The 12,116-nt window shown below is 64.6% G+C and carries 9 protein-coding genes; 8 read left to right on the top strand and 1 reads right to left on the bottom strand.

Going from position 1 to position 12,116, the window contains the following annotated elements:
* Positions 1 to 32: 32 nt before the first annotated feature.
* Genes fghA through DOD19_RS09745 form a run of 5 tightly spaced genes read left to right on the top strand, consistent with a single transcriptional unit; the run spans position 33 to position 8,149 of the window.
* On the top strand, positions 33 to 863 hold the full coding sequence (gene fghA, locus DOD19_RS09765; RefSeq protein WP_011871465.1) for an S-formylglutathione hydrolase: 831 nt from the start codon (positions 33 to 35) through the stop codon (positions 861 to 863).
* A gap of 16 nt (positions 864 to 879) precedes the next feature.
* Positions 880 to 2,187, top strand: a complete 1,308-nt coding sequence (locus tag DOD19_RS09760; RefSeq protein WP_011871464.1) for an NAD(P)/FAD-dependent oxidoreductase — start codon at positions 880 to 882, stop codon at positions 2,185 to 2,187.
* A 51-nt stretch (positions 2,188 to 2,238) separates the two neighbouring features.
* Positions 2,239 to 3,552 (top strand): replication-associated recombination protein A, encoded by a 1,314-nt coding sequence (locus DOD19_RS09755; RefSeq protein WP_023106336.1) that lies wholly within the window; start codon positions 2,239 to 2,241, stop codon positions 3,550 to 3,552.
* Between the two features lie 54 nt (positions 3,553 to 3,606).
* Positions 3,607 to 5,472, top strand: a complete 1,866-nt coding sequence (gene nhaA, locus DOD19_RS09750) for a Na+/H+ antiporter NhaA (RefSeq protein ID WP_011871462.1) — start codon at positions 3,607 to 3,609, stop codon at positions 5,470 to 5,472.
* A 25-nt stretch (positions 5,473 to 5,497) separates the two neighbouring features.
* Positions 5,498 to 8,149: an excinuclease ABC subunit UvrA gene (locus tag DOD19_RS09745; protein ID WP_020924950.1), complete on the top strand. Its 2,652-nt coding sequence runs from the start codon at positions 5,498 to 5,500 to the stop codon at positions 8,147 to 8,149.
* An 80-nt stretch (positions 8,150 to 8,229) separates the two neighbouring features.
* Here DOD19_RS09745 and mobH read toward each other — a convergent pair whose 3' ends face one another.
* Positions 8,230 to 10,074 (bottom strand): MobH family relaxase, encoded by a 1,845-nt coding sequence (gene mobH / locus DOD19_RS09740; protein ID WP_042178553.1) that lies wholly within the window; start codon positions 10,072 to 10,074, stop codon positions 8,230 to 8,232.
* Between the two features lie 319 nt (positions 10,075 to 10,393).
* On the opposite strand from mobH, the gene DOD19_RS09730 reads away from it, so the two are divergent.
* From DOD19_RS09730 to DOD19_RS09720, 3 genes are all read left to right on the top strand, one after another.
* Complete coding sequence (locus DOD19_RS09730) at positions 10,394 to 11,020, top strand: hypothetical protein (RefSeq protein WP_023103892.1); 627 nt, start codon at positions 10,394 to 10,396, stop codon at positions 11,018 to 11,020.
* A 12-nt stretch (positions 11,021 to 11,032) separates the two neighbouring features.
* Positions 11,033 to 11,665, top strand: a complete 633-nt coding sequence (locus DOD19_RS09725) for an RES family NAD+ phosphorylase (protein ID WP_023103893.1) — start codon at positions 11,033 to 11,035, stop codon at positions 11,663 to 11,665.
* Positions 11,666 to 11,749: 84 nt separating this feature from the next.
* Positions 11,750 to 12,115, top strand: coding sequence for a DUF3742 family protein (locus DOD19_RS09720; RefSeq protein WP_023103894.1), 366 nt, complete (start codon positions 11,750 to 11,752; stop codon positions 12,113 to 12,115).
* The last annotated feature ends 1 nt before the right edge of the window (position 12,116 follow it).

Here is a 12,116-nt window from a genome sequence, read left to right as displayed (position 1 = left end):
CTGCGCCGTTCCTTTGAACATAGGAGAACTACATGGAACGCATCGAACATCACGCCAGCTTTGATGGTTGGCAGGACGTTTATCAGCATGAATCCACGACGCTCGGTTGCACGATGAAGGTCGGCGTCTATCTGCCTCCGCAGGCACAGCACGGCAAGGTGCCGGTGCTGTACTGGCTTTCAGGCCTCACCTGCACCGAGCAGAACTTCATCACCAAGGCCGCCGTCCAGCGCTACGCGGCCGAACATGGCATTGCCGTCGTCGCGCCCGATAGCAGTGCTCGCGGCGAAGGCGTTGCCGACGATCCTGCCTATGACCTCGGACAGGGGGCGGGTTTCTACGTCAACGCCACACAGGAACCCTGGGCTGCGAATCATCGGATGTACGACTACGTCGTGCAGGAATTGCCGGCGCTGATCGAGGCCCACTTTCCCGTGACAGCGGAGCGGAGCATCAGCGGCCATTCCATGGGAGGACACGGCGCTCTGGTCATCGCCCTGCGCAACCCGGGCCGTTATCGAAGCGTCTCGGCCTTCTCGCCCATCGTCGCCCCCACCCAGGTTCCCTGGGGGCACAAGGCCTTCGAGGCGTACCTGGGCAGCGATCGGGAAGTGTGGAAGCAGTACGACACCGTGGAGCTGATTCGCACCGTGCAGGAGCGTTTGCCGTTGCTGGTTGATCAGGGCTTGGGCGACGAGTTCCTGGAGAGCCAGCTTCAGCCCGACCTGCTGCGCAAAGCCTGCGACGAGACGGGGCACCCGCTCACGTTGAATCTGCGCCCAGGCTACGACCACAGCTACTACTTCATTGCCAGCTTCATTGGCGAGCATATGGCACACCACGCATCGGCGCTGAAACGCTGAGAGAGGAGATCAGGTCATGACAAAGACCTCCAAAAACCGACATCACGTCGTCATTATCGGAGCGGGCTTCGGCGGGATCGAGGTTGCCAACCAGCTTGCTGGTGTCGAGGTCGATGTGACGATCATCGATCGGCGCAATCATCACCTGTTCCAACCCTTGCTTTACCAGGTCGCAGGTGCGTCACTTTCGACATCCGAGATCGCCTGGCCTATTCGCTATCTCTTCCGAAATCGCCCGGAAGTGAACACCTTGATGGCGGAAGTGGAAGGTATCGACCAGGACGCGCGTCAGGTCATTCTCAACAATGGAATGCGGCAAACCTACGACACGCTCGTGCTCGCGACAGGTGCTACCCATGCCTACTTCGGACACGACGAATGGGGGGCTTTCGCGCCGGGGTTGAAGACGCTGGAAGATGCCACGACCATTCGGGGCCGAATCCTCGCGGCTTTCGAGGAAGCTGAGCGCACGAGCGATCCTCAGCAGCGTGCCGCGCTGCAGACGTTCGTCATCATCGGTGGTGGTCCCACCGGGGTTGAATTGGCCGGAACCATCGCCGAGCTGGCACGAGACACGCTGGCGCGTGACTTCCGCTCGATCGACCCGAGCACATCGCGGGTTGTACTGATCGAGGCTGGCCCGCGTCTGTTGTCGGTCTTTCCAGAGGATCTTTCGGCCTATACGCGCCAGGCACTCGAAAAACTCGGGGTCGAGGTCGTGCTGGGTACTCCGGTCACCGAATGCTCGGCCGACGGCGTGGTGTATGGCGGCAAGCCCCTTTCGGCCAAGACCATCGTCTGGGCCGCCGGAGTCCAGGCGTCTCCCGCGGCTCGCTGGTTGGGCGCTGCGTCTGATCGTGCTGGTCGAGTGGTCGTTGGCCCTGACCTGACGGTGGCCGGTCGCCCGGAGGTCTTCGCCATCGGCGATACAGCCTCGTGCACCATGGCCGATGGGAAGCCCGTGCCGGGCATCGCCCCGGCCGCCAAACAGCAAGGGAAGTACGTCGCTAACCTGATTGGACGGCGTTTGAAGGGCAAGCCCGCTGACGGGCCTTTCAAATACCGGCATCAGGGGAACCTGGCCACCATCGGCCGCAGCCTGGCGGTGATTGACATGGGGCGGGTGAAGCTGCGTGGTGCCTTTGCGTGGTGGATCTGGAAGCTGGCGCACATCTACTTTCTGATCGGCACGCGAAATCGTCTCAGTGTCGCTTTGAGCTGGGTATGGAACCACAGCATCGGCTACCGCGGCTCTCGCATCATCATGCATGCGATTGCCGACAAAGAGCCCACGGCGTTGGATAAATCCGGCTCTCTGGATTGAGGTGCCCACCTTATCGGAACGTCAACTATCAGAAATGCCAGGGAGAGGAACTTGACCGATCTATTCACGACAAAGCCCAAGCCTCCCTTGGCCGAACTCCTGCGGCCCAAGACGCTGGACGAATTCGTCGGGCAACGGCACTTGCTCGGCCCCGGCAAGCCGCTGCGTCTCGCGTTCGAGGCGGGCAAGTTGCACTCGTTCATCCTCTGGGGGCCGCCAGGCGTGGGCAAGACCACCCTAGGGCGCCTGGCCGCCAGTGCGACCGACAGCCGATTCATCGCCATCTCGGCCGTGCTGGCCGGGGTGAAGGACATCCGGCAAGCCATCGACGAGGCCCAGGCCGAACTGGACAACCATGGTCGATCGACGGTGCTTTTCGTCGATGAGATCCATCGCTTCAACAAGGCGCAGCAGGATGCCCTGCTGCCCCATGTCGAGTCGGGGCTCCTGACCCTGGTGGGGGGGACGACCGAGCATCCGGGGTTGGCGGTCAATTCCGCACTGCTCTCGCGCGCGCAGGTCTATACCCTCGAACCGCTGTCCAGCGACGAACTGAACCAACTCTACGAACGCGCACTGCCGCATCTCCAGGGCGTCACGTTGGACGCGGACGCGCTGGATCTGCTCAAGGGCTTTGCCGATGGCGATGGCAGGCGCTTCCTCAATCTGCTTGAGCAGGTGACGAATGCGGCGTCGGGCGCTGGCAAGACCGTGGTCGATGGCCAGTCCGCCAAGCTGTCCACCAGTCCATCGCTGCGCAGGTTCGACAAGGGCGGTGACGAGTTCTACTGGCAGCTCTCAGCCTTCCACAAGTCGCTACGGGGCTCCGACCCTGATGCGGCCCTGTATTGGCTGGCCCGCATCCTTGACGGTAGCGGCGACGTCAGCCAGGTGACCCGCCGCATGGTGGTAGTGGCCAGCGAAGACATCGGCAATGCCGACCCGCAGGCGCTGCAACTGGCGCTCAATGCCGCGCTGGCTTATGAGAGGCTGGGTTCCCCCGAAGGCGAAATACCGATTGCCCACGCGGCGACCTACCTTGCTGCCGCCCCCAAGTCGAACGCTGCCTATGCCGCCTGGAACAAGGCGAAGACCTTCGTCAAGAACAGCGGCTCCCTGCCTGTGCCTCTCCATCTTCGCAATGCGCCGACGAAGCTGATGCAGCAGATGGGGTATCACGAAGGCTACCGCTACGCTCCTGACGAGCCCAACGGCTACGCCGCTGGGCAAAGCTACTTTCCCGAGGGCGTGGCGCGGCCGGGCTGGTATCAGCCAACGGACAGAGGTGTTGAGCGCAGGCTGGGAGAATGGCTTACTTGGCTGCGCTCGCTGGATGATGGGACGCTGCCAGAGGCGGACGCCTGACCGGTCGCCTCCGAAACCTGCCCATCGTGATCTCACAAACTACAGGATAAGCACATGCCAGCCTCTTCTTTTGGTGAGTCCTCGGCGCATATCAGACGGAGACGCGTTGCCCACTATCTACGCACGGAGTCTGGCGCTGCGGTGCTGCTGGTGATCGTCACGGTTGTGGCGCTCGTGTGGGCGAACTCGCCGCTATCTAACGCCTATTTCGAGTTGTGGCACCTAGACGTCGGGTTCAACTTCGGGCCACTGCGCCTACACATGGATCTGCATCACTGGGTCAACGACGGCCTGATGGTCGTCTTCTTCTTCCTGATCGGACTGGAGGTGCGTCAGGAGTTCGCCCACGGATCGCTCCGTGACCGCAGCCGTGCCCGCCTCGCCCTGATCGCGGGGGTCACGGGAGTCGTGCTTCCCGCGCTGGTGTATGTCCTGATCGTGAAACTAGCCGGAAGTGAGGGCCTGCACGGGTGGGGTGCGGTGGTCGGCACCGATACGGCGTTCATGCTGGGCACCTTGGCGATCGTCGGCCCGCGGCTATCGGGTCAGTTGCGCGTGTTCCTGCTCACCCTGACCGTGGTCGATGACTTCCTCGCAGTGTCCATCATCGGCATCGTCTATAGCGAGGAGATCCGGATCGTCCCGTTGCTTATCGCCCTCGCCAGCCTCGTTGGATTGTGGTTGTTGGGGCGCACCCGCCAGTGGCGGGCGACGCCGTATGTGTTGATCGTGATCGTGCTGTGGTTCGCAACCGTGTATTCCGGCATCCATGCCTCCCTCGCCGGGATGGCCGCGGGGCTGCTGATCCCCGCCTATGCGACGCAACGTCACGGGGTCGTTGCGGCAAGACAGTTGTTCCGTGACTTCTGGCAGTCGCCGAGTGCCGCATCGGCCCGCGCGGTGGACTGCGGGCTGTCCCGGGGTATCTCGGTGAACGAGCGATTGCACGAGTTCCTGCGGCTGCCGACGGCGCTGCTGATCGTGCCGATCTTCGCCTTGGCGAACGCCGGGGTGGACGTGCGTGGCGGGCTGCTCGCCGAGGCCTTTGGCTCGCCAGTCACGTGGGGCGTCATCGCAGGGCTCGTGCTCGGCAAGCTCTTGGGCATCGGGCTCACCACGCTCGTCGCCGTCCGTCTCGGCCTGGGCCGGCTGCCCGAGGGCGTCGGGGTGGGGAGCGTGTTCGGTGGGGCGGCGCTGTCCGGGATCGGCTTCACCGTGTCGCTGCTGATCATCGGGCTCGCGTTCGGCACGACCTCCGACCTGGGCCGCCAGGCGACGGTCGGCGTGCTCGTGTCGATGGTGTTCGCCACGTTGCTCGGGTGGCTGATCTTCAAGGTCGCCGCCCAGCGGTGGGGTGAGAAGACCGCTGACCTGCCGATGGTGCTTGAGCCGCCGGTCGATCCGGAGATCGATCACATCCGCGGGCCGGAGGACGCCCAGCTCACACTCGTCGAGTACGTGGACTTCGAGTGCGCGTACTGTGCGCACGCCACCGGTTCGTGGGACGATCTGCGCGCCCACTTCGGTGACGACCTGCGGTATGTGGTGCGCCATCTGCCGCACCACCCGCACGGGCCGATTGCCGCGCGGGCGTCCGAGGCAGCGGCGAACCAGGGGATGTTCTGGCCGTGGCTGGACTTCGTGTTCACCCGTCAGCATGCGCTGGAGCGCGAGCATCTGATCGGCTACGCCGCCGAGCTTGGGCTCGACGTCGAACGGTTCATCGCGGATCTCGACAGCCCTGCGGTGATCGAGCGTGTCGAGCGCGACCTCGCCAGTGCGGTCGCCAGCGGTGCGCACGCCACGCCGACGTTCTTCGTCGAGGGTCGTCGTCTGCGCGGCAGCTACGACGCCCGCACTGTCACCGCAGTGCTCGAAGCCAGCCGCCGCGGCACCCGAACTCAGGAAGTCCCGTCCTGAGCGGGACGAACTACAGGATAAAAACTTGCCAAACAATTCTTTCGGTGAATCCTCTTGTACCGCTGCGGCCAGCGGCATGGTGGAAGTGCGCGGTGCGCGCGAGAACAACCTCAAGGAGGTGGACGTCTCCATCCCGCGTAACGCGCTGGTGGTGTTCTCGGGTGTCTCCGGCTCCGGCAAGTCCTCGCTGGCCTTCGGCACCATCTATGCCGAGGCCCAGCGACGCTACTTCGAGTCGGTGGCCCCCTATGCGCGGCGACTGATCGAGCAGGCCGGCGTGCCGGACGTCGATGCGATCGACGGCCTGCCGCCGGCGGTGGCGCTGCAGCAGCAGCGGGGCTCCAGCAACGCGCGTTCCTCCGTGGGCAGTGTGACCACCTTGTCCAGCCTGGTGCGGATGATGTATTCGCGCGCCGGCGCCTATCCGGCCAACCAGCCGATGCTGTACGCCGAGGATTTTTCGCCCAACACGCCGCAGGGAGCGTGCCCGACCTGCTACGGCCTGGGCCATGTGTACGAGGTGACCGAGGCCATCATGGTGCCCGATCCCTCCCTGAGCATCCGCGAGCGGGCGATCGCCTCCTGGCCCCCCGCCTGGCAAGGCCAGAACCTGCGCGACATCCTGGTCAGCATGGGCTACGACGTTGACCGACCGTGGAAGGACCTGCCGAAGAAGGATCGCGACTGGATTCTGTTCACCGAGGAAACACCGACGGTGCCGGTGTACGCCGGCTTCACGCCCGCCGAAACCCGCGCCGCGCTCAAGCGCAAGATGGAGCCGAGCTACATGGGCACCTTCACCGGCGCCAGGCGCTACGTGCTGCACACCTTTGCCAACACCCAGAGCGCGTTGATGAGAAAGCGCGTGTCCCGGTTCATGGAGGGCAAACCGTGCCCCACCTGCCACGGCAAGCGGCTCAAGCCCGAGGCGCTGTCGGTCACCTTCGCCGGCGTGGACATCGGCGCGTTCATGCAGATGCCGCTGGACCAGTTGGCGGCCTTGCTCGAACCCATCGCCCAGGGCGATTTCCGCGCCCATGCAGCGGGGGCGGCTACGGACAAGGAAGCGACCCGACGCGACCGTGCCGAACGCGCGGCCTCCGGCCGCGCCGTCCATGCGGTATCGCCCGACGTGCGCCGCACCTCGGCGCTATCGGAAGAAAAGCGCCTCGCCGCGCAGCGCCTGGCCGGTGGCGTGATGGCACGCCTGCGCCAACTGCGTGGGCTGGGCCTGGGCTACCTGACGCTGGACCGGGCCACGCCGACGCTTTCGGCCGGCGAGTTGCAGCGCCTGCGGCTGGCCACGCAATTGAGTTCCCTGCTGTTCGGTGTCGTGTACGTGCTCGACGAGCCCTCCGCGGGCCTGCACCCCTCCGATAGCCAGGCCCTGTACGACGCGCTCGACCGGCTGCGCGACGCCGGCAACTCGGTGTTCGTGGTGGAGCACGACTTGGACCTGATGCGCCGCGCGCAATGGCTGGTGGATGTCGGGCCGGATGCTGGGGAGCGTGGCGGCCGCGTGCTCTACAGCGGCGAGCCGGATGGCCTGCGCAAGATTGCCGAATCGCGTACTGCACGCTACCTGTTCGATGAGATCCCCGCGCCGGGAAGCCGGGCACGCGAAGCGACCGGCTGGCTGGAGCTGCAGGACATTCACCGCCACAACCTGCATGGCGTGAATGCGCGCATTCCGCTGGGCGTGCTGACGGCCGTCACCGGCATCTCCGGCTCGGGCAAGTCCAGCCTCGTCGCGCAGGCCCTGCCGGAGCTGGTGCTGCTGCACCTGGGCCACGAGCCGGAAGACGATGTAGCCGAAAGCGCCACCAGCGAAGGGCCGGCAGTGATCGAAGCGACCGGCGGCCATCTGGCGGGCGACGTGGACGCCGTACAGCGTCTGGTGCAGGTGGACCAGAAACCGATCGGGCGCACGCCGCGGTCGAACCTGGCCACCTACACGGGCCTGTTCGACCATGTGCGCAAGCTGTTCGCTGCCACGCCCGATGCTCGACGCCGCCGCTATGATGCCGGACGGTTCTCGTTCAACGTCGCCAAGGGGCGCTGCGAGACTTGCGAGGGCGAGGGTTTCGTTAGCGTGGAACTGCTGTTCATGCCCAGCGTGTACGCGCCGTGCCCGACCTGCCATGGCGCGCGCTACAACGAGGCCACGCTGAAGGTGCAGTGGAACGGGCGCAACATCGCCGAGGTGCTGCAGATGACCGTGGACGAGGCCAGCGAATTCTTCGCGGGTGAAGACGCGGTGGCAAGGCCCCTGCAACTGCTGCGCGACATCGGACTGGGCTATCTGCGCCTGGGACAACCAGCCACTGAGCTTTCCGGTGGCGAGGCGCAGCGCATCAAGCTGGCGACCGAGCTTCAGCGCAGCCAGCGCGGCCGAAGCCTGTACGTGCTCGACGAGCCGACTACCGGGCTGCATGCGTCGGACGCCGACCGGCTGCTGGTGCAGTTGCAGCGCCTGGTCGATGCCGGCAATACCGTAGTGATGATCGAACACGATATGCGCGCGGTGGCCCAGGCCGATTGGGTGATCGACGTGGGGCCTGGTGCAGGCGCTGCCGGCGGCAGCATCGTGGTGGCGGGCTCCCCTCAGCAGGTGGCCCGAACGTCTGGCAGCAGAACCGCTCCGTTCCTTGCACAGGAGTTGGCGCGGGCCGAGTAGCTCAGTTCGCCAAATGTTGCCAATTTTCGCGGGGCATTGATCGTCGCCACACGACGGTGGCGATCAATGCCCGAATCGCGTCATCCTTCCTGAGTCAGAGCAAGATAGGGATTGTTGGGCGGTATTTCGGCGAGTGCCAAGGACCCATCTTCGAGGAGGTAGCCATGCAGTCGGCGGGACTTCCTCGGGCCCGTGACTTCACAGGTCCAAATGTTCAGGCCATTGGGCTGCTTTCGATGTAGCTGCAGCTTCTCGAAGCGCTTCTGCACCCACTGCCAATCCTGTTGATTCTCCTGCTTGGCGAGTGCGGCCACTTCGGGATGCTCCTGCGCATAGCGTTGGAACACACCCGGGCTGACCAGGTAGGCCGTCTCATTCACCGTATGCACGAGTGCCTTCGCGTCGTTGATGATGAGCCGTCGTGAGGCGATTCCCTGCTTCAGCCAAACCATGAACTGTTCCCCGGATGGCTTCGTTGCCGATGACCCAGGCGTAGGCGCGGGTGCAGGTGCAGGCGATGGAATGGACGTCGCGGCTGTTGCTGGCGCGGGGGTGTGGAGGAACTCCTCGGCATCCTGGCCAACGCCGGCCGACTCACCCAAGCCCACCATCGCGAGCAAATCCTCCATGACGTCGGGCACGGGCTGGGCTGCGGGCGGTGAAACGATGGTGGTGCTGTCGCCCTCCCAAATCGGAGGCTCTTGACCTCCCTGCGCTGGGTTCACCGAGACGGTAGGCGCGGGAGCCGACATGCAGGCGTCGTTTTCCGCGGGCGTCGCGTCGATCTCTACCGTGCCCGCGAAAGGTGCTGGTCGCTCGCCAGACTCCCAGATCAGCGCGGGAGCGAGACGCAACAGGGTGAACGAATGGGACCAGCCGGTCGTGCTGGTCACGGTCGCGCGCCAGACCGCTTTGCCGTCCGAGGTGGGCTGGAGCATGCCGTGGTCTTGCAGCACGTTGAACACGGCGGTGTTGTTCGCAGGAATGCCATCGATCCCCTGAGACAGGAGGTGTGCGCGCAGTTTGTCCGAAACCGTCTTGCTCACCAGCCACAAACCATCCTCGGTGAGCCAGCCATCGGAGGCTTCCGGCTGGTTCAGCTTCAACTGTTCCTTGAGCAGGTAGCGCAACCCGTCCAGCAGCTTGCGTTGCAGTGCGTGCTTGGGCGCGGCCATGGCGCGCACCGGATCGCCGCCCAGCTCCTGGGCCACCGACGCCCGGTCTGCTTGCACGACAAGTTCCCCCAGTACACCGGCATGTTCGTACTGACCGGCCAGCACATAGAGCAGCGGTGCCCAGAGAGCCGGATAGTCGCTGAGCCAGTCCAGGACGTGGCGGTCGAGCAGTTGGCGATAGAGCAAGCCTGTTGCGGCGCTGTGCAGGCGGTATTCGCGGTCGTCACGGTAGCGAAATCGGTACGCCTGGTGCAGCGGGCCATGCCACGGATGCCAAGTACTGCCGTCGGCCAGTTCGACGTGTAGATCGACGGCGATCTTGCCAATATCGTGGAGCAGCGCAGCATAGGCAACGGCGGCGGTCCAGGCTTCGGACTGCGCCGCCTGGTCTTCGGGACTGGCACCGATGGGCAGCAGATGGGACTGCCGCAGTTTCAGGCTGTAGGCGACGATCTCCAGGCCGTGGTCGAGCATGCCGCCCGGGTAGGCATGGTGATGCGCCTCGGAGGCCGGGAAGGCCTGGACCAGTTCGGCATAGCGTTCCAGGGGCGTGCGATACAGGGTGGCGAATTGCCTACGCGAGAGCGAGGTACGCTGCCAGATGTGCTCCAGCAGCTTCTGCCGGCGTGGGGTGGCCAGCAGCGATGCGGCCGACTCAGGACGCAGCAGCCCTTTCGGGAGGGCGGTGACGGGTGGTGGCGTCGGTGCGGCAGCGACCGGGGGCCGTTTTCGCTGGAACAGGGAAAGCATGTGGGTGTCCTGATGACGGGCCGACCGGGAGGCCTTTTGGCCTTTTCGAGGTAGGGCCTTTCCCCTTGCACCCCATTCCCTTGCCATTTCGGCCCTTTGGCCTTTAACCGTTTCGGTATAGCGAGGCCTGGGTTGCGGCTCCAGCGTCAATGTGGAACCCGCTCGAATGCATTGGACGGCGACCCGGCGCTGGCCTCTGCCTATGCTGTGGGAACGCTGCTTCCGCCAGGTAGGTTGTTCTCACTCAGGCGACTAAGTTGACAAACGCGACAAAGGCGACTAGAGTGAATCCTGTCCCAAACCTACTCGGGAGATGACCATGCCCACTGCCATTGAATTCATTGCCGACCGTCTGCCGCGCGTCACGGTGGAAGATGTACGCCGCTTCGCGGATACCGTCGAAATCCGGGATGCCACGGCTTTCGCGGCCGAGTTGCAGGCGTTCGTCCACGAGCGTGTGGAAGCGGTGACACTGCCCGCCAACTTGGAGGGGGAGACCGTTGGGCAGGCCCTTGCACGCAAGGCGGCCGCGCTGCGTGCCGACACGCGCTGGGCACCGAATGAAACCGACGTCCAGCGAGGCCGTGCCGTGCTGCTGGAAACCTTCAACCAGCCGCACAACCTGCCGCCCGCGGAGTTCGCCAAGCTGGCGGACAAGTCGCGCCAGCAGATCTACAAGGACATCCTCGCGCGTCGGCTGCTGGCGCTGAACGTGGGGCCGCGCGGTCAGAAGCTGCCCGACTGGCAGCTCGACCCGGTGAAACAGCAGTTGACCCAAACCGTGCTTCAGGAGGTCGAGGGTATCGATCACTGGACGATCTACCGCGCACTGTCCGAACCGCTCGAAGGCTTGGGTGGGCGCTCGCCGGTGGATGCGGTGACGCATGGCACGATCGACGACGTGGCCGAGGTCGTGTTCAACGTGCTGGGCGTTCAGGTGCATTGAAGCGAGATCGCCATGAGCCACGAGCTGCCTTCGTTCCTGATCGATGCCGGTGAACTGCTCCAGCATGTGAGCCGCGTCGTCTATCGGGGCAGCCCGCTGTACTATGGTCGCAGCAGCACGAATCGCTACGATGACCCGGCGGGGGCCTACGGCGTGCTCTACCTGGGGCGAGACCTGCCCACGGCGCTGATGGAGTCGGTGTTTCACAAGCACCAGTGGCTTGAAGACACGAAACGCTCCATCGCCCTGAAGGAGGTCCACGCCCGGATGGTCCGCGCTGTGGGCGTGCTGGACGACGTGCTCCTGGCCGACCTCACGGCGCCGGGCGTGATGGCGGGCTACTTCGGCCTGAATCTGGAGCAGTTGGCGAGCCGCGATTACACGCACACGCAGCAGGTGTCGGCCCAGGTGTATGCGATGGTTGGCGACGACGGCCAGCCGCTGTTCGACGGGGTGCTCTATCCGTCGCGCAACAACTATCCCGCCGCGAGCATCGCTCTGTTCGAGCGTGCGGGAACGAAGGTCAGCATTGTCGAGGACATCGACCTGGTTGACCATGTGGACTGGCCGCGTTTCGTTGCCACCTACCGCATCGGCGTGGAGCCCGACTCCGGCCCGGTGGAACCGGATGACGAAGCGTCCTGAAGCAGCAAGAAAACACATTGAAGCCCGAAACGGAATGAAGTGGAGCACACTGGAATAGGCATTCCTCAGTAGCAGGAGACGACCATGAACACCACAACCCGCACCAGCACCGCAGAACGTATCGGCCGCGCCTTTGGCCGTGGATGGCGTGCCTATGCGCGTGGCGAACGGCGGGTGTCGAATTGGTTGGTGGCCAAAGGGGTGCCTTCGGTTGGTGCCACAGTGCTGCTGTGGGCGGTCAAGCTGGCTGTGCTGGGCGCGCTGCTCTACGCCGCCTTCTGGTTCGCACTCGTGTTGCTGGGAGTCGTGGTGGCGGGATGGGCGGCGGCTGCCAATACATCGGAAGAAGACGAGTGGCCGTTCACCGACCTCACCGAACTGCGCAAGACACCCGGCTACGATCCCAATCTGTACAACGATACGTCGCACGAGTTGTACACCGACGACTGAT

Source organism: Ralstonia sp. GX3-BWBA (genome assembly GCF_003290055.1).
Taxonomy (GTDB): Bacteria; Pseudomonadota; Gammaproteobacteria; order Burkholderiales; family Burkholderiaceae; genus Ralstonia; species Ralstonia holmesii.
The sequence above is the reverse complement of the archived record's forward strand: the minus strand, read 5'-3'. Positions and strand labels throughout refer to the sequence as shown.